This is a genomic window from Ilyomonas limi (assembly GCF_005233845.1).
GTDB classification, from domain to species: Bacteria; Bacteroidota; Bacteroidia; order Chitinophagales; family Chitinophagaceae; genus Ilyomonas; species Ilyomonas limi.
On record NZ_SZQL01000025.1, the window covers coordinates 33,693 to 58,964 of the forward strand.

Sequence of the window (25,272 nt, forward strand, 5' to 3'; positions counted from 1 at the left end):
AAATACATCATTAAATAGAACTGCTGCTTTTTACCGGTGCAAACTGCTGCTTCATCTTTATAAACCGATGCTCAAAAAAATGATAGCATACATAGGCGCACAAATAAGTAAGTGTGATGGTGATGAGCGGAAAATGGAGGATACAGATTCCGGTAAATGGTATCTCATACTTTTGATACACCAAAATAAGCAGCGCTATTATTAATGGATGAATAAGATAAATACCGTACGATAATTTACCTAGCTGATCGAATAACTTATTTTCGAGGCTTATGATGGTTTTGGGATTACTTACCTGATTAACAATAAGAATAGCGGTAATAACAGCAATAATCTCATGGTCCAGAATACGGAAGGTGCGGAAAAAGTCTAACAGAGCCAACAACAGTATCAACCAGGCAACCCACTGATAAGCTTTGTGCTGTATTATCGTAATATATTTAGACTTTTGAAAGTATAAATAAGCAGCTAACCCACCTATTGCCATACAATCGAAGCGCAGCGAATAAAACAGAATATATATAGGATTATCGGTACCGTAAAATACATTTACAGCTACGCGTGCGCCAAACATTACGCCTATCAATAGTAAACAAAACGGTACAAACCGCTTAGAGAACAACCGGATAGCTAAGGGCCAAAACAAGTAGAATTGTTCTTCTACCGCCAGCGACCAATAATGGTACATCAGCTCAATTCTATTTTCCACCAGGGAAGGTGCATTAGCCATGAAAAATATGTAATACAGTATGTGGCTTATTTCTACTCTTTCGGTGTAAATAAATACGGTTGCCAGTATGGCGATAATCATATACAGGTAATACATCGGCCATATCCGTAACACCCTCCTCACATAAAACTTTTTAATCGCAACTGTTTGCGTTCTCTTCATTTCAAGCAGTAGTAAATAAGTAATGAGAAAACCACTGAGCGTAAAAAAAACGGTTACTCCCAGGCTGCCGGATTGCACTTTATAATCGAATACATTGGCAAGATGCATGTAAATAACTGCCAGCGCGGCCATGGCTCTGAAGCCGTTTAATCCCTTAAGATGCACTGCATGATGAGTACTCTTTGCTGCATCTGATGCCTGCTGTTCACTTGCAGGTGTTGTGTGTGTTTGCGAAGGGGCTTGGATTGGAAACATTAAAAAACTATACTTTATATCAATAAAAAAGGATTATTGTAATTGGTATTTTACATTAATAAGTATCCTGTGAAAAACAGGACACTAATCAATGATTTGTAAAGAAGGAATAGGCACAACAAATTGTCCGCCCCATTCTTTAATGTAGCAAAGCTGCTTCATAATTTCTTCCTTTAAATTCCACGGAAACAGAATAACGTAATCGGGTTTTGACTCCTTCATATACGCTTCATTTACCACCGGAATATGGCTGCCGGGCAACCATTTATTTTGCTTGTGCGGATTGGCATCTACCACATACTCAATTAAATCATTTTTTACGCCGCAATAATTCAACAAGGTATTGCCTTTAGCAGCAGCTCCATAGCCTGCCACCTTTTTACCTGCTTTTTTCTGTTGTACTAAAAATTGTGTAAATGCTATTTTAACCTCCATTACCTGCTTTTGAAAATGGCTGTAGTAGCACAATCTGTTGATGCCTTTGGCTAATTCCTTTTCTAACAGCCGTGTTACATTTTCCGAAACGGGCTTGCTTGCATCATCCTGGTGTTTGGCATATATTCTAAGCGATCCGCCATGCGTTGGCAATTCTTCCACATCAAACATGGCTAATCCCTGCGCTTCAAATATTTGCTTTACGGTATAGAAAGAGAGATAAGAAAAGTGCTCATGGTAAATAGTATCAAACTGGTTATTATCTATCAACTGCATCAGGTGCGGAAATTCCATTGTAATAACGCCTCGCTCATTTAATGCCTGCTTCATGCCACTTACAAAATCTACAATGTCGGGTACATGCGCCAGCACATTATTGCCCAGCAATAAATCGGCTTTTCGGCCTTGTGCTGCAAGCTGCTGCGCCAGTTGGGTTCCAAAAAATTCAGTAATTGTTTCTATGCCTTTGCTGCGTGCTACTTCGGCTGTATTGGCAGTTGGTTCAATGCCTAAAACGGGCACTCCTTTTTCTTTAAAATATTGTAGCAAATAACCATCATTAGAAGCTATTTCTATTACCTGGCTGCTATGCGAAAAATGGAACCGCCCAATCATTTTTTCGGTGTACTTCTTTGCATGTTGCAGCCAACTGGTAGAGTAAGAAGAAAAGTACACATACTCATTATTGAAGATGGCATCCGACTTTTTATACTCTTCTATCTGCACCAGAAAACAGTTGCTGCACGTATAAACTTTTAATGGATAATATACTTCCGGCTCATTAAGCTGCTCCTGTGTAAGAAAGGAGTTGGAAGCAGGAGAATTAATTAAATCAACAAAAACCTGTGATAGCGGAGCTTTACAAAATCTGCAGTGCATAGTAATTAAACAGTTTAGTGTAAGAGTGATGATATGGTTTTAAAAATGATGCTTTGGTATTTTATTAAAGCGACCTTCAGGAGTGCCGGTGACGTTTTTATACTAATGCCTGAACAGCTTGCTGAATGAACGCATCTTCTTGCTTTGGTGCAACTATTTTATTCAGTGTGTTCAACACCAGCACATCGGGCTTTACATAATGGTGGTAGTAGCGATGATTGTTTTGCATCATCTGCAATAAAGCAGTTTTGTTTTGCAATAAGTAGTCAATCTTGTTTATCAGTTCATCCACAGTTGTAAACTCCAGATAATTTGTATTCTTTTCAAAATTGCCCGGCAGTTCAAAATGCAACGGCTCCGATACAATGGCTTTGGAAGCTGCAACATACTCAGCCATCTTCCAGCCTGTAGAATTGTGCAAACCGGTAGTTGCAACACAAATAGCGTGTTTTTTTGTAGTGTTTAAATAACCTTTTTTACATGTCAGCTCATCGGGTAGTAAAAGCTGGGGATAATGCTTAGCAGAAAAAGCATCTTTAATTAATCCTCCGGTAAACTGCTTGCCGTATTTTTTTCTACACATTTCTATACAAGCTACACGCATGGCATTGATGCTTTGCCGATGCACTCTGGAAGGTTCACTTTTAGCTTCATCAGGATTCCAGAGACGTGTAATAAACAAGACTTTATCCTGCCCGGCTTCAAGCGGTGCTTGTTCGAAATCTTTGGCGTAAAAAAAGCTCTTGCCAAAAAAACGCTTTGTGAGGTTGCCTGTTTTTAGTATATATTTTATTTTTTCCGGCAGCGAATTATTAAAGCGTAACAGATTGGCTCGAGGTTGCATGTTATAATTAAACCCTAATGGCAAAACAGTGCAGCCTTCGGGTGCATAAGCCAGCATTTTGGGGCTGTAACTTCTCTTAAAGTAAAAGTCAGCTTTAAAGTTTTTTTGAAAATACAGCAGATTCTCTTCCTCAGTACCTTTTATCCATGATAACCCATCAATTGCATCATAAATAACCTTGTATTTATTGTTGATTATGACGGTAGTAATGGCAGTAGCATCTGCACTCTTATTTTTTTGTGTAAAATGCAACTGTGCGATTCCCCTTTTTTGCAGTTCAAAAAAACCGGTATATAACTGCTGCAGGTGAGGACTTTTTAAATATTCTATTGTACAGTCGAATAAAGGTTTCATGTTTTGGTATTGAATTGTTATCGGTGCTGGAATAAGCAATTAGGCATTGCAGGTTTAGTGCTGATGTTTTGTGATCAACTAATTATACACCCGCTGTAATAGTGGTTTCAGTAATTCCGGCTTCAAGTTCTACATCCAGTTTTTCAAAGCGCGAATTTTTGCTTTTATACTCCGGTACCAGCGTTTTCATTTTTCTCACCAGTTCCTCGCTGCCGGCTATCGAACACATTTTTATCAATGTTTCTATATCATATCTTACCCTGCGATGGTTGGGCATTACCCGCGCAATTTTTATTTTCTCGTGATAAGTAGGCAGCGTAAGCTCTTCTTTGTTCAGCAGTTCTTCGTACAGCTTTTCCCCGGGTCTTAAACCTGTAAAAGCAACACGGATGTCCTGATCGGGTGTTAAGCCGGCAAGCTGTATCATCTTACGCGCGAGGTCGGCAATTTTTACCGGTTTGCCCATGTCAAATATGTATATCTCACCGCCGGTACCCATTGTGCAGGCTTCCAGTACCAATTGCACTGCTTCGGGAATCGTCATAAAAAAGCGGGTTATTTCGGGATGTGTAACCGTAACTGGTCCGCCTTTTTGTATTTGCTCTTTAAAACGGGGAATAACAGAACCGCTGGAACCTAATACATTGCCAAAGCGCGTTGTTATAAATTTGGTTTTTAAAGTGGTATTATCTATAAGCTGCGGCGTGCTACTCAGCAATTGCACATACATCTCTGCTATGCGCTTGGATGTACCCATTACATTGGTTGGGTTCACTGCTTTATCGGTAGAAATCATTACAAATTTTTCTGCCCCATAGGCCGCTGCCAGATCAGCTATGTTTTTAGTACCCAGAATATTGGTCAGCACTGCTTCGGACGGATGGTTTTCCATCATGGGCACATGCTTGTAAGCCGCCGCATGAAACACAATGTGTGGTTTATATTCTTTGAAAGGAATTTGCATGCGCGCAAACTCGCGGACGTTGCCAATAAAAACCTGGATGACAGCTTGCGGAAACATGTCCTGCATGTGCAGTTGCATCTCGTGTAGTGAAGATTCTGCCTGATCGCAGAGAATAACCATTTCTGGTTTAAAGGATAATACCTGCTTTACTATTTCGCTGCCAATGGAGCCGGCTGCGCCGGTAATAAGTACGCGCTTGTTAAACAGTTCTTCGGATATACGGGTGTTATTGATAACTATCGGTTCCCGCTGCAGCAAATCTTCTATGCGCAAAGCCTGCATTTGATTGAGGCTTAATTTCCCATACACCCACTCATCGGATGGCGGCACAGTAAGTACTTGTATGCCCAGTTCGAGACAGCGTTCCAGCAAGTTTTTTTTATCAAAACCACGTGTTTGTTCGGCATGTAAAATCAACTTGGTAATATTTTTCCGGTACTTCAATACAGACAATTCTCTTATACTGTGCACTTTTTTCTGCTCAATAACAGTGTTTATCCGCTTCGTATTAGTATCAATAAAACCGGCTATTACAAAAGCATTCTCTTTACTTGCTTCTATAGCCTGCTTGATGAGTATAGCATTTTTGCCGGAACCAAAGATGAGTACCTGCTCTTTACTGCTTTCAGATGCTTTGGTGCCATACAAAAACATTTCCTTTACACTTACGCGGAGCATAATAAGCAGCGAAGAAGTAATGAAAAAGTTGATGGATAAAGCAAGAAGAACATTGAGCGAACGAATATCGAAGTAATTAACAAGTAACAGTTTATTTACCAGCGGGTATAACAGGCTGGTTACTAATACTGCCAGGAAAATGCGCAGCATATCATGTATATTGGAATACCGGATTAAACAAGTATGCACCTTCATGCAGTAGAATACAATGCCTGTGAGTAATACATACGATATGGTATAAAAAAAGAAATGTCCGCGCAGAATGAATGTAAACTCGAAATGCTTTACTAAAAAGTAAGACACACCGAAAGATAAGGAGCAAACAGCAAGGTCAATAAGCAAAACTACCCAACGAGGTATCACTTTGGTATGTAACACAATCCTATCCATATAAATGAGGTTTATGATTGATTAAGTAACGTAGTAAAAGCTAAAAATTTAGTATGTTTTATAAGGCATACATCTTTGTGCTTTCTGCCTGAAGTACAGCAGTAGCGGTATGCAGTATTACCGATGTTACTGTATGTAATTCAGCATCGGAGATATTAGAGCCCGATGGCAGACACAAGCCGTTTTTAAAGAGTTTTTCACTTACATCCGCACCATAATATGGCGCGCCGGCAAATACCGGTTGCAGATGCATAGGCTTCCACACGGGGCGACAATCTATATTTTGCCCAATAAGTGCCAGACGCAGGTCTTCGCGCATTAGTATATCACTATCAACAATAAACGTGGTAAGCCAATGATTGGAATAATAGTCTTCGTCCGGCTCCTCCAGCAGTTGTATTTCTTTAATAGCTGCAAAAGCATTTTTGTAATATTCAAAATTGCTTCTGCGTTGTAATATACGATCCGTTAACACTTCCATTTGTCCGCAGCCGATAGATGCAGCAATATTGCTTAAACGATAATTGTAACCTATTTGCGAGTGCTGATAATGTGGTGCTGGGTCTTGCGCCTGCGTAGCTAAAAACTTAGCTTGCTTTATATAGGCTTCATTCGCCGATACTATAGCTCCGCCGCCCGAAGTGGTAATAATTTTGTTGCCATTGAACGACAATATGCTAATGTCTCCAAACGTACCTAATTGCCGGCCTTTATATCTTGAACCAAGTGCCTCTGCAGCGTCTTCAATAACAGGAATATCATACGTGCGGGCTATATCCATAATAGCATCCATCTGTGCAGGCATACCATACAAGTGCACTACAATAATAGCTTTCGGCTTTTTGCCTTTACTAAGCCTGTCTTTAATAGCCACTTCCAAATACTCCGGCGACATATTCCAGGTATTTTCTTCACTATCAATAAATATTGGCGTAGCGCCCTGGTAAGCAATCGGGTTTGCCGAACCTGAAAAAGTCAGCGACTGACAAATCACTTCGTCCCCTGCTTTTACTCCTAAAATAATCAGTGCCAGGTGCAAAGCTGCAGTGCCCGAACTCACAGCCGACACGTGCATATTGTGTCCGAGATAGGTTTGCAGTTTTTGTTCAAACAATTCGATGTTTGGGCCTACGGGAGCAACCCAGTTGGCGGCAAATGCGTTTTGAATATACTGCAATTCTTTGCCACCCATGTGGGGAGCAGAAAGCCAGATTTTGGGTTTCATAGTGTTGAAGATTATGGTTTTTTATTGGTGTAGAATTAGTACCTTATTGATTAATATAATTCAGATGGATTTCAGCAAATGAAGAGATGACATGGCATTGGTCATGTAACCGAGATAACTCCTGCAAATGGATATGTGTACCGTTATTTTTTATACAGAAAGAAGCCCAGCCCAGCTTTGCCGGAACAATAAAATCTTTACCTGTATTATCTCCAAAAAAATAGAAGTTTTTGCCGGAATATTTTTTTTCAAAAAAAAGATAGTTGCGCTCATCGGGTTTTTGCGAGCCAAATTCTTCCGATATAATAATGTCGGTGAAATCCTGTTCTATGCCTAATGCTTTCAGTTTGTTTCGTTGTGTAATGCTCCTTCCATCTGTTATTAAACCAATAGGAATTTGATGTTGTTTCAGTTCTCCCAAAAAGGCTTTTACAGCAGCTTGTAACGTTATATCAGGCAAATGCCCGCGGTATTGCTGCAGTAACCAGCCTTTGGAAATTTCAGCAGGGAAATGAAGATTATTTAACAGCCATTCAAATACATTTTCGCTTTTGTAAAAGCGCGCCAGCATTTCATCATAAAGGTCAATGCCAGTGTGTGCTGCCAATGCTTTGGCAATGTGCCTGTAAGCCGATTTTAAATAATCTATTTCGTAAAACAAGGTATCATCCAGGTCAAAGACGAAATAGCTGTTAGCATCAACCGTTACTTGCATGTACTATTATTTCATCATCATACCGGAGCATTAGTAAACCATTTTCCCAGTCTTCGGTATAATTTATTTTTTCATTAAGGAAATATTCCCGTATCAGCCATTGGGGGTAGTTGGCGCCGGCGCAATAGCTCAGCGGATAGCCACCTCCAAAGCGTGGATTAATTTCTATAGCTACAATTCGTTCTGTTACCTTATTTAAAAAGAACTGAACCGTTAAGCAACCCACCGCTCCTTTTATAGTGCTCAACTTTTCTTTTAAATAAGGCACCAGTACATTTTTGGAGGTAATGCCTTTGTTAACTTCGCCTGCTCTTACAAATAATCTTAACCGTGGCACAATACATTTTACATTATGCTTCCGGTCGAAATACATATCTACCGTGTACTCATCATGGTTGTTTTTATTGATGTATTCCATAAATAAAAACCGCTCATTTTGCAAGTGGTAGTCTTTTAAGTCGTCGGGCGAAGTGATGAGGTATGTTTCTGCACTGAGGCTGCCATTGTAGGGCTTGATGAATAAGGGAAATGTAGGGTTGTTTTTATCAATTGCAGCGGGCACTTCTATACCGCACTCCTGAAAGAAAGCCGTTGTTTTGCGCTTATCCCTGCATTTATCTACAAGTGAAAAAGAAGAAATAATTACATGAATACCCTCCTTTTCAAATAGCTGTTTGTTTTTGGATAATACCAACAATTCGGTATCAATGGTTGGCACCACCATTTTAATATCGTTTGCTATGCATAGCTGCAAAAGGCCATCAATATATTCTATAGCCGTTACTTTTTTCACCTCAAAATATTGATCTGCTATATGGCATGCCGGGCTAAGTTCGGGGCACATATCGGCAGCAAATACTTTAGCTTCGGGGAAAAAAATCTTTAATTCTTTTTGAAAGGCTCTTACTAAAGAAACACGCTGCCCTGCAGAAGTAATAAGAATATTCATACGTTAATTAGTTCCGGTAAAATACGGCATGGTGGCATGCCCTTGCTGATTGATGTCTGCTCTTTTAAAAACTTTATTGATAGTAGTAATTGCTATTTTTATATCGAGGGCAAAACTTATATGATCTACATACCAAACATCCAGTTCAAATTTCTTGTTCCAGCTTATGGCATTGCGACCATTTACCTGCGCCCATCCGGTAATACCAGGCTTTACTTCGTGCCTCCGGTTTTGTTGTGGCGTATATAAGGGTAAATAAGCTATCAGCAGTGGTCGCGGACCAACCAAACTCATACTGCCGGCCAACACATTAAACAATTGCGGTAATTCATCAAGCGAAGTTTTGCGAACCATCTTCCCGATGGTCGTTAACCGTTCCTCATCTGGCAGCAATTCCCCCTTTTCATCGCGCTTATCATTCATCGTTTTGAATTTAATAAGCAAAAACACTTTGGCATTTTTGCCGGGACGGCGTTGTGTAAAAAAAGGGTTGCCCTGGTTGGCAATGCTTAGCATCAAGGCAACTATTATTATCACCGGAGCTAACAGCAGGAGTGCTGCAACACTTATAAAAATATCTATAATACGCTTAAAGCACTTATGATACCACTGCATGAGAAGAGAGTTGTTGCTGATATTCTTTTAATAATAAATTCCATAAAAGCTGCTGGTCGTAGCGCGCCAGTATCATAGCTCTTGCATTGCTTTTTAATGTATTTAAAAGCGACTCATCTGTAAGTAGCTTTTCCATTGCTCCCTCCAATGCATGTGCGTTTTTTACCGGTATAATCAATCCGTTTTTTTCATGTTCTATAATTTCGGTACAGCCATTAATATCGGTAACAATGCAGGGTAAATCCAGGCAGCCAGCCTGCATGGGCACATTGGGAAAACCCTCGCGGTAAGAAGGAAAGGCGAGCGCATGACTTATAGCCAGATAGGGGCGAATATCCTGCTGAAAACCTGCATAAATAATTGCTTCATTGTTGCTTATAGCTTTTGTTGTTTCGTTGGATAACGGATCGAGCTGCGGCTCATACGTGCCTACCAGCAATAGCTTTATATGATTATATTTTTTTTGCATTTGTAAAAAGGCATTTACCAGTTCTTCAATGCCCTTATCTTTTACCAACCGGCCAACAAACACAAATACAAAATCACTTTTACTTATTTGCAATGCAGCCCTTAGTTTTTCAGCAGCCTGCTTTATTTCCTTTGTAACCTTAAAGTATCCCGTATCTATTCCATTGCTGCTGCCATTACCTAATACCTTAACCTTATTGGCACCGCAATATTTTCTGTTTTTAATAAAGTTGGCCAGTAATGCCGAATTGGGATATACATCCGTTGCACAGGTGTATGTAAGCCGTTCCATCAGCTCTAATAATTTTTTGGTCATTCCTGTACTTTCCATCAGCGGAAGACCGGCCACCGTATGCATTCGCACCGGCACTTTTGCCATCTTTCCGGCGATCATGCCCAGCAAGCCTGCTTTGGGTGTATGCGTGTGCACAATAGCTGGTTTTTCTCTCTTAAAAAGTCTGTATAGCTGCCACAATGCTTTTGCATCCTGCCAGGGTGTAATTGTTCTGGTCATGTTTACTGCCGATGTACGTACGCCTTCATCCTGTGCTACCTCTTCCAGTTCTTTACCTGGTGAAGAAACGGCCAATACATCGTAGTAGCCGTTTACGAAGCGAAGTTGTCTGCGCAACAGAATTTGCAATGAACTCGGAACGGTGGTAACACGAACAAGTTTGGTATGAGATTTCATTGGAGTACTTAAAATTGTAGCACACTTAATATTAATAATTGCCTTGGTTTTGCAAGTTTTTGGGTAAATAACTATACTCCGCTATACGGATTGCAGTATGTTGTACAGCGTAGGAATAATTGCGTGATAGGCGTAGTACTGTTTAATGGTTTGCTGTCCGCATTGCCCCATTTTTTTTCTTAGCTCCACACTGCAAATGAGCTGTTCCAGTTTGTCTGCCCATTCCGTTGTATCAGATGCCCTAAAACCATTTATGCCATTTTTTATCAGGTAATTATTCTCTCCAATTGCAGATACTACCACCGGTATTCCCAGGGCCATGTACTCAATGGCTTTAAACGCGCATTTGCCGGTATTCCATTCTGTGTTTTTCAATGGCATTACACCTATATCAAAAGGCTGTAATGCCTGAGGAATAACATCAGGTGCAGACCAGTCGAGTGAATCAATAAAATGAGTAGTAACGCCTGCTATATGGCTGAATAAAGATTTTACTTTTTCGGAACGGAGACTGCCGATAATTAAGAGTTGAATATTCAATCCTCTGCTGGCACAAGCTTTTATAACAGGCGCAAATATTTCTAAATTCTCGTAGTGGTCTGGCCCGTGTCCTATCCAGCCAATAGTAATAGGTTTAACCTCACTGTATTCAATGGAATACTTTGAGTAGCATAAAAAGTCAATAGCTGTTGGAAGCAGGTAAACATGCTTGTTATATTGTTGTGCCCACTCCTGCAGCAAATGGCTACCAACAATAACCCGTTCTGCTTTGCGGGTAAGCCGTTCTGTTTGGGCCGGCAGGTGCAAAAAGATAGCGTCGTCAAAATCAAATACCAGTTTGCTCTTAAAAAACGAATGGTGCAGCAAAAGAACATTGATAAAGTAACTGCTGTAAACCGTGCGCTGCAGATAAATAACATCGTTGCTTTTTACCTGCAACAAACAGGTAAATAAATCTTTGATGACAACTGCTTTTTTGGGCCATTTGGTTTTGTTCAATCTGTTTACAAATGGCTCGTGTACTATACAGGATAAACCAACCTCTTTGAGCTTATCGGCAACAATATATGCCCGCTGCCGCGAGCTGGCTGTATTACGATCTCCTTTTGTAAAGAAGTGTATTGTTCTTTCAGAATTGTTTTTGGTGTCCATTACTAAAACAGTTTTAAAATGTAATGATTAAAACAACTCCATATCTCCCAAAGAATAGCTCCAGTTTGCTGTATTTAAGAAACTATCGAAGCTACCGTTGAGGTTTAAATTTTTAAGTGTAATGATGGGGCCTGCTGCTTTTACCGGCACTATTCCCATCCATTTAAAGTATGGTTGATATTGCAGGTATTGGCGGCCGGATAAGGTAATAAAACCAATGTGGTGTTTGCTGCAAAACCTGCGTAGCAAGGCAGCAACAGTTTTATTGATGTATTGAACGTTGGCTTTGTTATTTAATAAAATGAAATCCGTTATCCGCAGTTCATCTGCAAAGGCATGAGATTTAAGGCGGGTAATAACTATAAATTGTTCCCCATCGGTAAAATAGTTATAGTTGAATAATGGATTATTTGCATAACGCCATTTAATATACTCCGGCGTTAAAACAGTAGTGATGCAATCTGTTATACTATTACTTACACGGTCAAGCGGCGCTTCGTTCCAGTTTTGCGGTGCAATGATCTTTTTGGTTTTATTTTTTGTAAAAGGCAGCCAGGCATCAGATAGCCGGAGCTTTATTTTGAGCGGCATTTTTCCTTGTTCTATCCAGCCCATTTTTATGTAGCCCGGCTTGCTTTGCTCATTAGGTGTATTGAATACAAAACTTACGCCTTGTTGCTTACAGGCCTCGGCTTGCTGTAGCGTTAATTTTTTAAAAATGCCTTTGCCCTGATGTGCCGGATGCGTAGCTGTGTCTACGGCTCTTATTGCTTTATAAACAGTGTTGTTCCATTGCCACTGCCATTGCATAAATGCACGCAAACCTATTAGTTCGCCGGCTTCTTCTGCTACCAATACATACGATTCGCCAAAGGGATTTTGCTCATGCTTCCAGCTCCACAAAGCTTCAGACTTTGGAATGGTAGATTCTCCCAAAGATTGTTTTAACAGCGTTATAATGGCCGGCTTATCAGCCGACGTTGCAGACCTGATGTTCATGTTTTACATATTTATCAGCTAAATGATGTTCATATTCACCCATATTCCAGCTTTGCATACCATATTTCTGCCTGTATTTTTTGTACTGTTCCAGAACGATAGCCAGATTTTCTAAATTTTCCTGCGGAAAGTCACCAAAATTTTCAGGGTGCCACCATAAGTGATAACACTCATGCAGCTTTGCTGCAGTTTCTAATTCCTTATTAATTCTGCGCAGCATCAGTTTATTGGTAAAGCGATGTGCCGGGTGCCAGGGTCTTAAAAACCGGCTTGCCGGCAGCAGCATCGGCTCATTGACTCTTTTCGCAATGGCAGTAAGCGGATAAGAACTGCGCGTAGAACCAAGTTGTATATACGCATCGCCGGTACGTAATACTTTGCGCAACAAACTGGCATCTTTATCATTAATAGGCGTCCAAAACCGGGCGTCGGGATTAGAACGAACCACTCTGATACCATTTTCGTAACAAACCCTGAGTGCCTGTGCATTATATTGATTTCTTGGAAAAATCAATGAGGTTGTTTGCGTTCCAAACTTTAATGCAGCAGCATTTGCCGCCTTTAAATCAGCTTCAAAAGCTTCGGGTTGCTTTACTTGTTCGAGGCAGTAATAATGGCTGAATGTATGAGTGCCTAATTCCTGCCCTTTATATTGCAAAATGCTTTTAACGGCATCCGGTGCAAAATGCGCAACATGATACTCGGGTTGCAAACCGTGCTGTGCCACCCAGCGGTATGGCGAGTAGCCTTCATTGGCATATTCGGGTTGCAAAGAAGGTTTTAACTGATTCCATTCTTCGGCATCACTGGCAAACATGCTGCCCACCGTAGCCCAGGTAACGTGCACACCATGAGCTTCAAAAAGCGCCAGCATTTTGGGCACTGTGCGTATTGTATTTTGATAGCACAATAACCTGCTTTTGCGGTCGCGCTTATCAAATACGCCCCAATGCAGTTCAAAGTCTAATGAGATTGTAAAAACTCCGGCCATGGTTTGATTAGTTTTGTGGACTTGCGGCAAGCTGCAGGTCGGCTGCATTTTTCTTTTTGCTTGCCACTAACCCTTTTTTATAATCGAGATAAGTAATAATGATGAAAAGCAGATAATACATTACCATACTTTTTTGCCGTACGATAATGCCCATATTTGATAATGTTTCGCCGAGTGCCAGTGAAGTGCCTATAAAAAGAACGGCACTCATCTTTACCAAAGAGGAAGAAACTTTAAAAAACTTAAGAAATCCTTTCTCCCAAAGCTTATAGCTTAGTAATAAATAAAATACATTTTCTATAGAAACCACTATTCCGGTAAATCCGGGTGAATCAATAAACAATGGCCGATACCAGAAAGTAAACAGCTTAAATATTAACGGATAATTGGAAATATCTATACCCGAATTTGCCGAGGACAACTCATAAGCACGGGTGCTCGAAAACTGATCGAAGCTACCTACGAGGTTATCGCTATCCAGTCCTACAAAGCTGATGATTGTATTATACATTAGGGTAAGCGCAACTGCAGCACCAATTAAAACGAGCCATTTCTGGTATTTGGGCACATCCTGCTTGCCTGTAAACAAGCCAACCAATATGGCAATTCCCATAAACAAAAAGATGTGCGGACGAACATAATATACAATGGCTAAACCTGCAATGAGTGCCAGTTTGCGTCCCTTTAGTTTGCTTAGCCCATAGGTTGCCATTCCCATTCCAAAAAAAATAATGGAGCCTTTGCCAAGCGATGCCGTCCAGTAATGCATGTTTGGCAAAAACATAAACAGCATTATTAAATCATATCCCTCGTAGTAGTGTTTGTATTTTACGTTCTCTTTAAAGAAAATATAGAAGTACACAAAGCCCCAGAATCCCATCCAGGAGAAAAGCAGCATCATCATTTCGTAAGAGAAATGAAAAAAATTGATAAACGGATAGCCAACAAACTCTATAAATAAAGTACCCGTTTGAAATGCTTCCCACCAGCTGCTGTATGCATACTGCGGACGCTCGAAATAAGATACCGAATCGGAACGGGAGTTCATTACCGTTACATAATACACAAGGGCAAAAAACACATGGTACCAAAACAATTTTTGCATCAGATCCATATCAAACCACCGGTACTTACTCTTAAATACTTTTAATAAAGGCTGGGTAAGTGCGTAAAGAATAATGAGCAGTATAAATGCGCCGATCACTGGTGGAGATTGTTGATGTAAATATTATTTTCTGTTATTCGCAGCCTTATTTAATTCATCCGGCTACTACTTCTTCATACGTATTTTCTAATGCTGCAACCATCGTTTGGATACTGAAGTTGCTTGCTACAGTTTGCCTTGCGTGTTGTGCAGCCGCTTTTATTTTTTCAGGGTAAAGTATGTATTCCGATAATTTGTTTATCAATTGCTCCGGCTCTTCTATTGGTACCAGTACACCGTTCTCCCCATCCTGTATCAACTCGCCAATACCACCTGCAGCAGTGCAAGCCGGCATGCAACGCATACTCATCGCTTCCAGCAAGGCTACCGGCAAGCCCTCAAACTCCGATGTCATCATAAAAATATCCATCGCCTGCAGGTATGGACGCACTTCTGCCTGCAAGCCTGCAAAGTGCAGATAGTTGTGCATGTCCAATGCTTTTGCTTTGGCATATACTTCTTCTTTCAACACGCCATCGCCTACAATGATAAAATGGACATCCGTAAATACGTTGTGCAACTGCTTTGCAACTTCAAGCCAGGTTGTGAGGCGTTTTTGTTTGCGAAAAACACAGGTAATACCAATAACAATAGCCGTTTCGGGAATATTGTACAATGATCTTACAAGCGGTTCCATTTGTATGTCGCGCGAAAATTTATCTATGTTAATGCCATTGCGCAACACCTGTATTGCCGGTGTATTTTTATGATAATGCTTTTGTATAGAATTAGCTACTTCGCCCGATACTGCCAACACTTTTGCCTGGCTGGAAAAACTGTATTTATTAAAAAAATAAGTGGCTTTGTGGTAGCGTTCCCACTTGTTATGTTCGGTATAGACTACCGGCACTTTTGCCAGCCTGCCGGCAATACGCCCAATCACACCCGCCCAGGGCATATGGCAGTGAATAATTTGTACTTTATGCGTTTTGATGTATTGTACAATAGCGCCTGTCTTACCAAAAATCTGAATATTGTTTTTAGCAGGAATACAGGTAACTATGCCATTTTCTCTTTCAATATCGCCCACTACCTGGTCTTTCCAGGGCAGGAAATAAATGTAATGAAATTCGTACTGCGACTGGTTGTGCTTAGCCAGCGTTTCGGGCAGCAACATTTCGGCGCCACCTCTGCCAAGCGACTTAATAATATGTAATACAACTGTGCGTTTGCCGTTGGTAAGCACAGGGCCTACTGTTGTATTTGTTTCAACTTTAGATATAATCATTCTGTATTACATTTTTGGTTGGCTGCAGTACTTTATTTGTTGAAAACGCTTGCTTATTTGTGATAGTTTGATATGCCTTTACAAACTTTACAGCAATATCATCGTTCATATATTGGGTGGTTACCAACTGATAAGCATTGGCAATAAACCGGTTTATTTCTTCACTATTATTCAATGCACTTTCTACAGCATCTGCAAAAGCTACCTCGTTTTGTTTTGGTATTAGATAACCGGTTTTATTATTGATAACTACTTCGCCGATGCCGCCAGTGTCGTAAGCTATTACCGGCGTTTTGCAATAAAATGCTTCGAGTACTACGCCCGGTAATCCTTCAATAATGCTTGGCAGCAATAGTGCATCGGCCTGGCGTATAAATGATAATGGTTGTTTTTGATAGCCATGAAATACAACCTGCTTTTTAAGACCTTTTTGCTCCACCAAACTTTGCGTTTGTTGTTTAAGTGGCCCATCACCAACTAAGTGCAGCAATGCACCGGGCATTTTTTTTATAATGCGTTCAAAAACAGATAACAGCCCGGCGTGATTTTTTTCAAAAGAAAATCCACCTACATGTATCAACTTAGGATTACCCTGTAAAGTGGGAATTGTATTTTTTCCAGTAGCTACAGCTTCATTCACTTCGATTCCTACGGGTATGGTGATGATGTGATTTTTTAATGCGGGGAACAGCTTTACAAAATCTTCAGCCGAGCTATTACTAACCGATATAACCAATTCTACTTTACTAAAAAGAAATGCGTTGAAAAGCCTTATTAATTTCGATTTAATATAAAGACTTATCATACTGGCATTGCGAAAAATAACGGGCTGCTTCCATCCGAACAGTAACTTTGAAAATGCCGCATACTTAAGCGTATCACCGGCATTTGCCTGTATTACATCAGGCTTTTCGCTTTCAATGATGGCAGCTAATTTTTTCCACGCTTTTACATCTGTAAAGCGATGGCTTTGACTAGCATTTAATGCATATACTTTACCACCAAAAGGGAGTGCAGCCGGACCCGCAAAGACACTCACCAAAATAGCTTGGTGACCTGCTTCTTCCAGATGCGTGGATAGTTGCGAAGCAAATACTTCAGCCCCTCTCAACTGCGGCTTTTGTATCAGGTGTAAAACTTTCAAAAGAAAAAAATTTAGATAGCTGATTGCAGGTAGGTTTCCAGTTCTTCCACTCTGTCCTTTAGTTCAAAATGTTGCTTTGCATATATATAAGCCTGTTCGGCCATATTATAGGCTTTTACTGTGTTGCCGGCAAACCAAAAGAGTGCTTCTTCAATAGCTTTTATACTATTTTTTTCAAACAGATAACCTGTGTGCAGGTGCGTAATTGCCTCTCTGTTTTGTGGAATATTGGAAGCTAAAACAGGCAGCCTGGCAAACATGGCTTCTACTACCGAACCACTAAAACCTTCTACCAGCGAAGGAAATACAAAACAATCGTAGCCGGCAAGTAAGGTGGGTATATCCTTGCGATTGCCCAACAGGATAACTTTGCCCTGAAGCCTGCACTCAGCAATGGTTTGAAGGAGCTGCTGGTGCAAAGGCCCATCACCTGCAATGTGGAGTGTTGCAGCGGGATATACGTTAGCAAACCTTGCGAATGCCTGTATCAATTGCTGCTGTGCTTTTACCGGTATTAGCCTGCCAACGTTTAAAAATCTCAACTGCTTTTGCTGTTCTGGATAGCTTTTTTCTTTAATGGCAATACGAACACTTTCTCTTCCCCTGTTAATTACCTTTATTTTATCAGGATTGATATGCAAATGTTGTATGTTGGCTTCTTTAATGGCAGATGAATTGGCAACGAAACCTACACAAATTTTACTCATCCATTTATTAATAAGCCTGAAAAATTCAACACCCAATTTTCCTTTCCAGGATAAATGCCGGTTAAAATCTTTGCAATACAGGTCGCTTACAAATGTGCCAATTACCGGAATATGATGCAGCTTGCCGGCCAATCTTGTTACAATCTCTGCACGGGTAAGATAAGCTACCAATACATCGGGTTTTTCCTGCACTATTATTCTTGATAATGCTTTATATGCATTAGTAAAGTTGTATCTGCCCGGTATGTTTAATGAATAAGTGGTAATACCTTTCTCAACAAACTGCTGCTTTAGTGTATCGCCTTTATAGATGTGGCAAACTACAGGATGAACATGCGTAAAACGGGATGTATTGTCGAGCAGACTTTTTTCTGCTCCGCCCACTTCCAGCGTATCTATTACAAACAATACCTTTATGCGTTTAACCTCCGTCATTCCCCAAAAATTTGTCGTAAGCTGATTACTTATTCAATTGAAATTGCAGTGTGGCGGGGTCGAGCGATTTGCCTTCTACGCCGCGCAACCCATGCCATATGCCTTTTAAACGAAACCTTACACGCTGAAAACGGTCCGGAGCTAATACAGCAGCCGCCAACAGAAATTTAGTTTGTGTGATACAATAACCAATAAGGCTGCTAAAAGAAAAATACTGTTTTAATATCAGCATATGATTGCGGGAATGATAGTAGCCGCGCCAAAGGGTGGCTTTGGTAAATGTACCGCCACCGCCCATATACAACCTATTAGTTGATGGAATTTGCAAAAGCCCTATTTTAAAGCCTTCCTTACGCATACGCTTGCAGTACTCATAGTCTTCGCACATCATAAAGAACTTTTCATCTGGTGCGCCCACCTTTGCTACTACAGCAGCTTTTACCAAAGCGCCATCCACCAATACTACATCGGCATGTTGCAGGGTAGTGCGCGCAGTAAGCTTCTGCTTTACACCATACTTCATATTGAAGCCGGCAGAACCTATGATGTCGCAATCATTCTGCTGTATGCTTTGCAGCAGGTCTGCCAGCGTATTATCGGCATGAAAGCTGTCATCATCCATCATCCAGAAGTAATCAAACTGTTTGAGTGTAAGACCATAATTTATTCCATGAGCAAGGCCACCTGCATAGCCAATATTTTTTTCCAGCAATAGACAATGTATGTTGCCTTTAGCATTGATAGTAGCCAGATACTCGCGCGTACCATCGGTGCTATTGTTATCGGCAATAACCACACAAGCAGGTTGTATAGTTTGACGTTCAATACATCGTAATGCTTGCTTTAAAACTTCCAGCCTGTTGTAGGTTACTATTACTGCACAAACAAGTTTTGTCATAACAATGTGTATTTTACAACTCTTAAGTAATTAACTCCTCTTTGTGGATGATATTTGATAGCCATCAGCAGATAGCGGAGTGCTTCTTTTTTTCTTTTTAGTTTGTAGCTGGAGAATGCAATGGTGGAGCAAAGGCTGGCAATTTCCCGTTTATCGTTTTGCTGGATGAATGCAAAATGTTTGTTCAAAAATTGAATAGATCCTTCTCTTCTTCTGCTCCAGTTGGTACGGATGCGCTCACCGGCATGAATATTTATCTGTACCAGGTTTTGTTCAACTGCTACTGTTTTGTAATGTCTTTTGCGTATATAATCTATCAGGCGATAACCTAAATCGGTTTGTATAGCAGAACGCATGGTAGCATCATAGCCTCCAATGGCATTAAAAATAGTACGCCTGATGAAAAGTGAGCCGCAGGTAAATTTGAGGCGATACGTTTTGCCATATAGCTTATAATCGCTTAAGCCTTCTTCAATCTTAGTGCCATCGAGCAATTTGCGTATAGCACCGGCACAGGCAATAGCTACATCTTCTTTCAGGTAAGGAGCAACCGTTTGCAGCCAGTGGGTATATGCTTCATCATCGCTGTCCAGAAAAACTATAAACTCACATTTGGCGTGGCTTACACCTACATTGAGGCTATCGGGCTGCCCGGTATTATTTTTTTTAATATAACTGATCCGCTTATCGGCTAAATAAGGTTGTATTGCCTGTTGGGTATTATCTGTAGAACCATCATCCACTATAATCATTTCCCAATCAGTAAACGTTTGCGCCTGTATGCTTTTAATGGTTTGCTGTACAAGATCGGCGCGGTTGTAGGTTGGCGTGATAACAGAAATCATTGAGCTTGTATTGTATGTATTAGGGTGAAAAAAATTAAACCATTTGCAGGGAAACCATTTTCTTAAACCGGGTAGAAGATTCTATCATTTGTTCAAACGAGCCGGAGGCAGTTATTCTTCCATTTTCAACCAGGTAAATGATATCTGCTTTTTTAACTGTAGATAAGCGATGCGCAATCAATATCATAGTAAAGCTGCCTTGTAATTGTTGTATATTTTCCTGAATAATTCTTTCTGTCTCCGAATCAAGCGCAGAAGTAGCTTCATCAAAAATGAGAATTTCAGCTTCTTTAAATAATTCCCGTGCTATAGAAATACGTTGCTTTTGTCCGCCGGAAATGAGTATGCCATTATTACCCAGCTTCGTGTGCTCTTTTTCGGGCAGGGATTTTACAAACTGCTGCAACGATGCCATTTTGAGTGCTTTTTCGAAACGTAACAGGTTTTCTCTTGTTGACGGTGCCCAAAAGGTTACGTTGTTATAAATGCTATCGTTAAACACTACCGGCTCTTGCGATATATAGCCTATTTTATCGCGATAAACACCCATTGATATGTCTTCGAGCGATACATTATCAATCATTACTTTACCGCTATTTGGCTTTATTAAACCGGCGATCATATTGGCAATGGTCGTTTTGCCCGAACCACTTTCGCCAATTAATGCAATGGTTTGTTTTACCGGTACAGAAAGGTTTATTTGGCTGAGTGCTTGTTTGCTACCGTAGTTAAATGCTACATCACAGAATGTAATGCCTGTAGTGAGTACTTTAAAATCCTCTGTTCCTTTATTTTCTTTTAGCTTAGCCATCTCATCAGATAAAGCAGCAATGCTATCCATAGCGCCTATCTGCTCTATAAAGCTTTGATAGTCGGTTTGTACAGATACCAAAAAACTCAATGCCCGATAAAAAAGCACCAGGCTTAATACAATAGTACTGAGGTTGGTTCCTATAAAATTGACCTGTATCAATATTACAAGGCTTACGATAACAACGATTACCGGCTCTTTTATACTTAAGCCCAATGCTTTAAGCTTGCCGGTATGCCTGTTAAGACTTTCTGTTTCTACAATCACATTTCTCAGCTTGGTGGCATAGCTGCTGAAAGTGTTTGTAGCCTTCAGGTATTTAAAGTAGTGTACTGCCTGGATGAGAAAGCCGTTAAAATCACTTCCTTTTTTAGATATTTCAGCAGAAGTTTTCTTAAGTGTTCGGTATATTCTTTTATAAATGATATTGGATACCAGCGAACCTATTGTAACCAATACTGCAAACTGGTAATTAGCTAAAAAAGCAAGCACAATATAGGTAATGAGCATGGCAGAAGACTGTGCCGCGCTGAAGTAATAAGACATTGTTTGGAACAACCTTGTAACCTCAGTGGTTAGTGTATTCTGTATTTTACCAGCATCCAGTTTTACGAAAGCCGGAAACGATAAATTTTGCAGATTGTTAAGCAGTTCAAACCTTACTTTTTTTATGAGTTTGTACCGGATACCAGCGTTAAAAGATAAATGGATGTACTTCAAAAGCCCCTTTATTAAAAACAAAATACACACCATTGCCAGTATTGAATTCACCGTAAGCCCAAACCCAAGCAGTTGAATAAAATTAACGATATACTTAAACTGACCTAATGATTGGGCCGCCGAGTTGGTAGCATTGCCGTCGCTTACCAATTGCAGCAGCGGAACAAACATGGCAAGTCCTAAACCATCTAAAATAGAGACTAAAACACTAAGGGACAGATACGCAAAAAAGCTATTACCAATAATGCGGTAATAAAAACTGAAGTAACCTAAAAAGTTATTTTTGAATGATAGCTTCACTGGATTTGGAATTTATAACGGAAGTGCAGAATTGGTTAAATGCCTTACTATGGTCAATTTAGAATAAACTTCCTTTTTCTTTTTTGTTTTACATTGTAGTTATACCCATAGCCGTAGCCATAGTTATTGCCGTAGTTGAAATCTTTATTATCTGTTATGCCATTAATAATAATCTTAAGCTGCGGCAGCTTTTGCTCACTATACAATTTGTTAATAAGCTTGAATGTAGTAAGCAATGTTTCTTTATGGCGCACTACAAAGAAGGAAACATCAGCCCATTTAGCTAATGTAAGCGCATCCGATACCGGGCCTACCGGTGGTGTATCTATTACAATAGCATCAAAGTTGGCTTTTAAAAATTCAAATAATTCGTCCATCCTTTCACTCAGAATCAACTCTCCTGGATTTGGTGCGAGCGGATAACCAGAACTGATGAAGAAAAGATTATTAGAGTTGGATGTTCGCTGTATAATTTCTTCTATTTCCACATCACCCATCAGGTAGTTGGCAAGCCCGATAGTTTTGCTTACACCCATTTTTTCTGATAAACCAACCGTACGCAAATCAAACTCCAGCAACACCACTTTTTTATTGGCAATTGCCATTGTATTGGCCAGGTTGGCACTTATAAAACTTTTTCCCTCTCCGCTATTACCCGATGTAATAAGAAGTGTTTTGCGTTTCAGTCCGGGTGTGAGATAATAAATATTCGTCCGGAGTGTTCGGAATTGTTCTGCCTCCGATGAAACATTAGCTGGAGTAACTATCAAAGAACTTTCCTCTATTTCTACATTGCTTATCTCGCCTGCAATAGGTAGTGTAGTTAATACCTCCACATCGTGCCTTGTTTGCAGCCTTTTGTTAAGAAATACAATAATAAAAATTACTAAGGCGGGCAATGCAGCACCTGTACCTAAAGCGATACCGTAAATATTAAGTGGTTTAGGAAACTGGTTGATACCACCTAAGCCATCATCAATAATGATTGAATTAGCTACCTGTGTAGATGCCAGTTCTATTTCTTTATCTTCTTTTTTTTGCAGTAAAAAGGTATAAATAGATTCTTTGATGTTGAGCAGTCTGTTTAGTTCTACCAGCTTTTTTTCTTTTGTAGGAATGTTAGTAAACTTGCTGCTAATTTTTTGTTCCTGATTGGATAAAGAGCTTTCGTTTACCTTTATTTCGTTCCGTACTGTTCTTATATTATTCAACACATTACTGCGCAATTGCTGCATCTGGCTATTGATACCAGCCAACCTGGGATCTTGGGCAGTGCCATTTTCCAGCACATGGCGTTTTTGCATCACAAGTTGATTGTACTTATTGATATTGTCTGCCATTTGCGGATTCTGCAGACCGCTTACATTCGGAATGATTTCTTCTTTATTACCAGCGGTTTGTATATTCGATTCAACCAAAGACAACATATCCTGCTTCAGCATGTTATCCGACTTTTTAGTGTCAATAGTTGGCAAAGAGCCAAGTAGCTGATTAGCAGAAGCCGATACATCGTATATCTGATTGCCTGCTTTAAAACTGCTTACTGCTTTCTCCTGCTGATCTAATTCAGCACCTGCAGTAGCAAGCCGTTCTCTTAAAAAATCCATTTCCTTACGTAATGCCTGATTATTATAATCAAGATTCTGAATGTCATAAACAGACACCATAATAGCTATGGCTGTTTTAGCCCTGTCGGGTATCTCGTCTTTTAAACTTACCTGCAGCAATCCCATGCCACCTTTGGAAACCGGACTAATACTCAACCCTGATATATAGTTTATAATTGCACTCTTTTTGGGTATGTAACTAAATACATATTCACCATCTGCAGGTGTTGCAACATTATCCTTTAGTTTAAACATGAGGGTATCACCTTGCAAAATAAGTGGCTCATTATACCTGCCCTTTGCATGAATGGTCTCTGACCGCAGCTCATAGGAATTCTTCTGCAAAAGAAGCTGATATACCGATGAAGAAACGTTAGTATTACTCCCGCTTCTATTCAGCAAAACATCTACCGGAAACGTTGTAAGGTCAATTGGCTGATTTAAGGTACTGCCTTTTTTATACAACTTAATGTCTAGCTTAAGTGAATCTACAACGGCGGCTACAACAGCAACAGATTTAAGTTTAAAAACTTCATTATTCACATCACTCGCAATCTGTGCAGCGCCCCCCACAACATTTCCCGTATTACTAAATGCCGAGCCTAGCTTGTTAGCATTTTCAGTAGGCTGTTTTATCAGTACATTAGTTGTAATTTCATATACCGGCAAGGTATAATGTACATAATAATATGCTCCTGTAATGAACAATGGTACGGACAGTAAAAACCAATAATAATTTCTCTTAATCTTAGAGAGGTAACGCTTTATATCAAAGCCGCTTTTTTTCTCTTCTTCCAACTCAATATTTTCCATAAGTGGATGTGTTTGTTAGTATTAATCGGTTTAAGTGTATACAAAACCGTGGTTACTTAAATATTGCATAACCAAGCGTAACAACACTAAGTATAATGGACAATGTAGCAGTAACAGTATTAAAGTTTTCTCTTGCTATTGTATTTTGAAGGGGTTGAACATACAGCACATCATTGTGCCGCAACTGGAAAATTTCCTGGTTGTTTAGGACACTCGCTTTCGTTAAATCGATTTTGTAAATTTTACGCTGCCCATTATAATCTCTGTACAGTTCTACATTGTATCGTTTGGCAGTTAATGGTAAATCGCCTGCCGCCGCAAGTGCTTCAAAAATAGTAGTACGCTGCATATCTAATACATACCTGCCGGGGCTGCGCACTTCACCTATAACAGAAATTTTAAAGGTGTTGAATCTCACTTCAACCATCGGGTCTTTAAGGTAGGGCGCAACGCTGGTCAGCAGTTTAGCACGTAGTTGTCCGGCAGTTAAGCCAACAACTTTTATATTACCCAGTCTCGGGATTTCAATAAAGCCATCATTTGCTACAATATAGCTGGAGCCTGTAGTAGTTGCTGGCGCAGAAACGGTACCTGGTACCGCAGGCACTACAGCAGTAGTGCTGCTTTTATTAAAGTAATTAGCTGCTTCGTTATCTTTTGCAGAAAAATTGATGTACAGATCGTCGCCGTTTTCTATTACTCTTTCTTCTGGCTGCATGGGAGGTAAGTCTATTACGTTTTTGTCAGGTAAATCCTGAAAATAAGTAAGTTGCTTAGAAGATGTGCAGGAAGAAAGTAAAGTAATGGCAATTATGAATACAGAAAATACCAGTGGCCGGGAGGTTGAAAACATGATCTTTTGTTTTAGTAAAATGGCAATAATGCGATAGGTAGGGGCTATAGCTAGTTGACTGTTACACAACTGCTTGCTGGTACGTATCCGCGTACCATGGAATAGTTAAATTCAGTCCTTCCTGTATATTTATTTGGGGCTGATAGCCGATCAGTTGCTTTGCTTTAGAGATATCGGCAAGGCTGTGTTTTACGTCTCCCTTTCGCTCCTC

At 40.1% G+C, this 25,272-nt stretch carries 21 protein-coding genes; all 21 read right to left on the reverse strand.

Annotated features, from left to right (window positions below; all coding sequences use genetic code 11):
• Positions 1–10 precede the first annotated feature (10 nt).
• Complete coding sequence (locus FC093_RS21165; RefSeq protein ID WP_137263812.1) at positions 11–1,147, reverse strand: acyltransferase family protein; 1,137 nt, start codon at positions 1,145–1,147, stop codon at positions 11–13.
• 84 nt (positions 1,148–1,231) lie between these two features.
• Positions 1,232–2,461 (reverse strand): class I SAM-dependent methyltransferase, encoded by a 1,230-nt coding sequence (locus FC093_RS21170; protein WP_137263813.1) that lies wholly within the window; start codon positions 2,459–2,461, stop codon positions 1,232–1,234.
• Positions 2,462–2,558: 97 nt separating this feature from the next.
• On the reverse strand, positions 2,559–3,659 hold the full coding sequence (locus tag FC093_RS21175) for a hypothetical protein (protein WP_137263814.1): 1,101 nt from the start codon (positions 3,657–3,659) through the stop codon (positions 2,559–2,561).
• 82 nt (positions 3,660–3,741) lie between these two features.
• The gene (locus tag FC093_RS21180) at positions 3,742–5,691 is read right to left on the reverse strand and encodes a polysaccharide biosynthesis protein (protein ID WP_137263815.1); all 1,950 of its coding nucleotides are present in this window, start codon (positions 5,689–5,691) and stop codon (positions 3,742–3,744) included.
• 58 nt (positions 5,692–5,749) lie between these two features.
• Complete coding sequence (locus tag FC093_RS21185; protein WP_137263816.1) at positions 5,750–6,916, reverse strand: aminotransferase class I/II-fold pyridoxal phosphate-dependent enzyme; 1,167 nt, start codon at positions 6,914–6,916, stop codon at positions 5,750–5,752.
• 43 nt (positions 6,917–6,959) lie between these two features.
• Positions 6,960–7,631, reverse strand: coding sequence for an HAD family hydrolase (locus tag FC093_RS21190; protein WP_137263817.1), 672 nt, complete (start codon positions 7,629–7,631; stop codon positions 6,960–6,962).
• On the reverse strand, positions 7,615–8,580 hold the full coding sequence (locus tag FC093_RS21195) for an ATP-grasp domain-containing protein (RefSeq protein ID WP_137263818.1): 966 nt from the start codon (positions 8,578–8,580) through the stop codon (positions 7,615–7,617). The genes FC093_RS21190 and FC093_RS21195 overlap by 17 nt, the downstream gene beginning before the upstream one ends.
• Positions 8,581–8,583: 3 nt before the next feature.
• Positions 8,584–9,195, reverse strand: a complete 612-nt coding sequence (locus tag FC093_RS21200) for a sugar transferase (RefSeq protein ID WP_137263819.1) — start codon at positions 9,193–9,195, stop codon at positions 8,584–8,586.
• On the reverse strand, positions 9,179–10,354 hold the full coding sequence (locus FC093_RS21205; RefSeq protein ID WP_137263820.1) for a glycosyltransferase family 4 protein: 1,176 nt from the start codon (positions 10,352–10,354) through the stop codon (positions 9,179–9,181). The genes FC093_RS21200 and FC093_RS21205 overlap by 17 nt, the downstream gene beginning before the upstream one ends.
• Positions 10,355–10,435: 81 nt before the next feature.
• On the reverse strand, positions 10,436–11,506 hold the full coding sequence (locus FC093_RS21210) for a glycosyltransferase family 4 protein (protein ID WP_137263821.1): 1,071 nt from the start codon (positions 11,504–11,506) through the stop codon (positions 10,436–10,438).
• Between the two features lie 27 nt (positions 11,507–11,533).
• The gene (locus FC093_RS21215) at positions 11,534–12,505 is read right to left on the reverse strand and encodes a GNAT family N-acetyltransferase (RefSeq protein WP_137263822.1); all 972 of its coding nucleotides are present in this window, start codon (positions 12,503–12,505) and stop codon (positions 11,534–11,536) included.
• Positions 12,477–13,496, reverse strand: a complete 1,020-nt coding sequence (locus FC093_RS21220; RefSeq protein ID WP_170971178.1) for a polysaccharide deacetylase family protein — start codon at positions 13,494–13,496, stop codon at positions 12,477–12,479. The genes FC093_RS21215 and FC093_RS21220 overlap by 29 nt, the downstream gene beginning before the upstream one ends.
• 7 nt (positions 13,497–13,503) lie before the next feature.
• Entirely contained in the window at positions 13,504–14,700 is a 1,197-nt protein-coding gene (locus FC093_RS21225; RefSeq protein WP_137263824.1) for a hypothetical protein, read from the reverse strand.
• Positions 14,701–14,755: 55 nt separating this feature from the next.
• Entirely contained in the window at positions 14,756–15,928 is a 1,173-nt protein-coding gene (locus FC093_RS21230) for a glycosyltransferase (RefSeq protein WP_137263825.1), read from the reverse strand.
• On the reverse strand, positions 15,915–17,072 hold the full coding sequence (locus FC093_RS21235; protein ID WP_137263826.1) for a glycosyltransferase family 4 protein: 1,158 nt from the start codon (positions 17,070–17,072) through the stop codon (positions 15,915–15,917). The genes FC093_RS21230 and FC093_RS21235 overlap by 14 nt, the downstream gene beginning before the upstream one ends.
• A gap of 11 nt (positions 17,073–17,083) precedes the next feature.
• The gene (locus tag FC093_RS21240; RefSeq protein ID WP_137263827.1) at positions 17,084–18,214 is read right to left on the reverse strand and encodes a glycosyltransferase; all 1,131 of its coding nucleotides are present in this window, start codon (positions 18,212–18,214) and stop codon (positions 17,084–17,086) included.
• A 25-nt stretch (positions 18,215–18,239) separates the two neighbouring features.
• The gene (locus tag FC093_RS21245) at positions 18,240–19,112 is read right to left on the reverse strand and encodes a glycosyltransferase (RefSeq protein ID WP_137263828.1); all 873 of its coding nucleotides are present in this window, start codon (positions 19,110–19,112) and stop codon (positions 18,240–18,242) included.
• Positions 19,109–19,957, reverse strand: coding sequence for a glycosyltransferase family 2 protein (locus tag FC093_RS21250; protein WP_137263829.1), 849 nt, complete (start codon positions 19,955–19,957; stop codon positions 19,109–19,111). Before FC093_RS21250 ends, FC093_RS21245 begins: the two co-directional genes overlap by 4 nt.
• A 34-nt stretch (positions 19,958–19,991) precedes the next feature.
• Positions 19,992–21,788 carry an ABC transporter ATP-binding protein gene (locus FC093_RS21255; RefSeq protein ID WP_137263830.1) on the reverse strand — a complete coding sequence of 599 codons (1,797 nt, stop codon included), beginning with the start codon at positions 21,786–21,788 and terminating at the stop codon, positions 19,992–19,994.
• A gap of 53 nt (positions 21,789–21,841) precedes the next feature.
• Positions 21,842–24,208, reverse strand: a complete 2,367-nt coding sequence (locus FC093_RS21260) for a GumC family protein (RefSeq protein ID WP_137263831.1) — start codon at positions 24,206–24,208, stop codon at positions 21,842–21,844.
• 52 nt (positions 24,209–24,260) lie between these two features.
• Positions 24,261–25,061, reverse strand: a complete 801-nt coding sequence (locus FC093_RS21265) for a polysaccharide biosynthesis/export family protein (RefSeq protein ID WP_137263832.1) — start codon at positions 25,059–25,061, stop codon at positions 24,261–24,263.
• Between the last annotated feature and the right edge of the window lie 211 nt (positions 25,062–25,272).

Excerpts from the sequence above, each read along its gene's own strand:
- FC093_RS21165 (WP_137263812.1), bottom strand. The coding sequence starts at position 1,147 with ATGTTTCCAATCCAAGCCCCTTCGCAAACACACACAACACCTGCAAGT.
- FC093_RS21170 (WP_137263813.1), bottom strand. The coding sequence starts at position 2,461 with ATGCACTGCAGATTTTGTAAAGCTCCGCTATCACAGGTTTTTGTTGAT.
- FC093_RS21175 (WP_137263814.1), bottom strand. The coding sequence starts at position 3,659 with ATGAAACCTTTATTCGACTGTACAATAGAATATTTAAAAAGTCCTCAC.
- FC093_RS21180 (WP_137263815.1), bottom strand. The coding sequence starts at position 5,691 with ATGGATAGGATTGTGTTACATACCAAAGTGATACCTCGTTGGGTAGTT.
- FC093_RS21185 (WP_137263816.1), bottom strand. The coding sequence starts at position 6,916 with ATGAAACCCAAAATCTGGCTTTCTGCTCCCCACATGGGTGGCAAAGAA.
- FC093_RS21190 (WP_137263817.1), bottom strand. The coding sequence starts at position 7,631 with ATGCAAGTAACGGTTGATGCTAACAGCTATTTCGTCTTTGACCTGGAT.
- FC093_RS21195 (WP_137263818.1), bottom strand. The coding sequence starts at position 8,580 with ATGAATATTCTTATTACTTCTGCAGGGCAGCGTGTTTCTTTAGTAAGA.
- FC093_RS21200 (WP_137263819.1), bottom strand. The coding sequence starts at position 9,195 with ATGCAGTGGTATCATAAGTGCTTTAAGCGTATTATAGATATTTTTATA.
- FC093_RS21205 (WP_137263820.1), bottom strand. The coding sequence starts at position 10,354 with ATGAAATCTCATACCAAACTTGTTCGTGTTACCACCGTTCCGAGTTCA.
- FC093_RS21210 (WP_137263821.1), bottom strand. The coding sequence starts at position 11,506 with ATGGACACCAAAAACAATTCTGAAAGAACAATACACTTCTTTACAAAA.
- FC093_RS21215 (WP_137263822.1), bottom strand. The coding sequence starts at position 12,505 with ATGAACATCAGGTCTGCAACGTCGGCTGATAAGCCGGCCATTATAACG.
- FC093_RS21220 (WP_170971178.1), bottom strand. The coding sequence starts at position 13,496 with ATGGCCGGAGTTTTTACAATCTCATTAGACTTTGAACTGCATTGGGGC.
- FC093_RS21230 (WP_137263825.1), bottom strand. The coding sequence starts at position 15,928 with ATGATTATATCTAAAGTTGAAACAAATACAACAGTAGGCCCTGTGCTT.
- FC093_RS21240 (WP_137263827.1), bottom strand. The coding sequence starts at position 18,214 with ATGACGGAGGTTAAACGCATAAAGGTATTGTTTGTAATAGATACGCTG.
- FC093_RS21245 (WP_137263828.1), bottom strand. The coding sequence starts at position 19,112 with ATGACAAAACTTGTTTGTGCAGTAATAGTAACCTACAACAGGCTGGAA.
- FC093_RS21250 (WP_137263829.1), bottom strand. The coding sequence starts at position 19,957 with ATGATTTCTGTTATCACGCCAACCTACAACCGCGCCGATCTTGTACAG.
- FC093_RS21260 (WP_137263831.1), bottom strand. The coding sequence starts at position 24,208 with ATGGAAAATATTGAGTTGGAAGAAGAGAAAAAAAGCGGCTTTGATATA.
- FC093_RS21265 (WP_137263832.1), bottom strand. The coding sequence starts at position 25,061 with ATGTTTTCAACCTCCCGGCCACTGGTATTTTCTGTATTCATAATTGCC.